Genomic DNA, 1715 nt, shown 5'->3' with positions numbered 1-1715 from the left:
GAGGCCTCTGAGGAATCGGGTCGCCCTATAAGGGCAGAATGCGCTTGACCCTCGGCATTCCCTCACGCCAGGAATAGGTAGCTTGCCATCGAGTCCTTTGGGGGAGGGGCGCCATGGCGTGGGTCCGGTTGGTGCTTGCTGTCTTGGTACTACTAAATCGGACCCGGTTTCGTTGGACACCGGTTTGACTAATCATGCTGGTGACCAAGGAGGCCGACATGAACTTGAAGAAGCGGAAGGCGGCCCGGCCGCCCGAGGCGCAACCGGACGCGCCCGCCGAAAGTGAGCTGCCCGAGCGATGGAGCGCCGCGCGGAAGATCGAGCTGGTCCTGCGACTGCTCCGCGGGGAGGCGCTCGACGCGGTGTCGCGCGAGAGCCAGGTGCCGGGCCACGAGCTCGAGAGCTGGAAGCGGGCGTTCCTGGAGACGGGGACGCGGGGCCTCAAGAGCCGGGCCGAGCCGGAGGAACGCGAGCTGACCCTGGCGCGGGCGAAAATCGGGGAATTGATGATGCGGCTCGAGCTGGCCGAGCTGCTCATCGAAAAAAGGGGGCTCGCGGACGAGTGGAAGAGATCGCGGCGGTGAGGGGCCGAGTGAGCCCGAGCACCGGGCGGCGCTATCCGCTCACGATGCTGTGCCAGGTGTGGCGGGTGGCCCGCTCCAGCGTCTACGCGCCACCGTCCCCGGCGCCGGCCACGCCGGCGGGGCGCCGCGGGCCGAAGCCGGTGGTCACCGACGAGACCCTGGTGGAAGCGATCCGCGCGGTCCTGGCGGCCACGCCATTCCACGGGGAAGGCTATCGGAAGGTGCGCGCGCGGCTCGCCCACCGCGGCCTGGCGGTCAGCGGCAAGCGGGTGCTGCGCCTGATGCGCCAGCACCAGCTGCTGGCGCCGCGGCGCCTCGGCCCCCCGAACGGCGATCCTGCGCACACCGGCACGATCACAACGACGGCCCCGAATCTCATGTGGGGGACGGATGCGACACGGTTCTATACCGAGCGCGACGGGTGGTGCTGGTTCTTCGGGGCGATCGATCACTACAGCGACGACATGGTCGGGTGGCATGTGGCGAAGCTCGGGGACCGGTGGGCCGCCCTGGAACCGCTCCGCCAGGGCGCGCGCGAGCTCCTGGGCGGATTCCGCAAAGACGTGGCGCGCGGGCTCAAGATCCGCTGCGACTGGGGGCCGCAGTACATCGCCGATGCGTGGATCACCGAGGTGAAGTGGCTCGGGATGACGATCTCGCCGTCGTACGTCGGGGAACCCGAGTGCAACGGCGTGATGGAGCGCTTCATCCGCACGCTGAAGGAGCAGTGCCTCTACCTGCATCGCTTCGAGACCCTGGAGGAGGCCCGCCGGATCATCGCCGCCTTCATCGGGCGCTACAACCACGACTGGCTCATCGAACGCCTTGGCCATCGCACGCCGGCGCAGGCGCGCGCCGAGGCGCCCCGGAGGGCCGCATGACCGGCGTCCTTCCGGTTGACCAGAACACCGAGGGCCGCATTTGGCCCAGGATCGGTTCTCACGACGGGGGTCGCTACCTCGATATCCCCCTCCATCATCGTGTGCGTGGCTTCACGACTGTCCAAGGAACCGGGTGCGGTACACCCCCTGCCAGCAGGGAAACGGCGTGGACCCCGCCCGCGCGCGTGACCTCATCGCGCGCACCTTCGTGCCGCTCGGCAACGTCGCCCCCGGCCCCGCGGCGGAAACC

The 1715-nt window shown here is 69.2% G+C and carries 2 protein-coding genes; both read left to right on the top strand.

The window, feature by feature from the left end:
- Positions 1–218 precede the first annotated feature (218 nt).
- Positions 219–584, top strand: coding sequence for a hypothetical protein (locus VFQ05_14105; protein HET9327896.1), 366 nt, complete (start codon positions 219–221; stop codon positions 582–584).
- Between the two features lie 8 nt (positions 585–592).
- A complete protein-coding gene (locus VFQ05_14100) occupies positions 593–1465 on the top strand; it encodes an IS3 family transposase (protein HET9327895.1) in 873 nt (290 codons plus the stop codon).
- The last annotated feature ends 250 nt before the right edge of the window (positions 1466–1715 follow it).

It is taken from the genome of Candidatus Eisenbacteria bacterium (genome assembly GCA_035712145.1).
Classification (GTDB): domain Bacteria; phylum Eisenbacteria; class RBG-16-71-46; order RBG-16-71-46; family RBG-16-71-46; genus DASTBI01.
The sequence above is the reverse complement of the archived record's forward strand: the minus strand, read 5'-3'. Positions and strand labels throughout refer to the sequence as shown.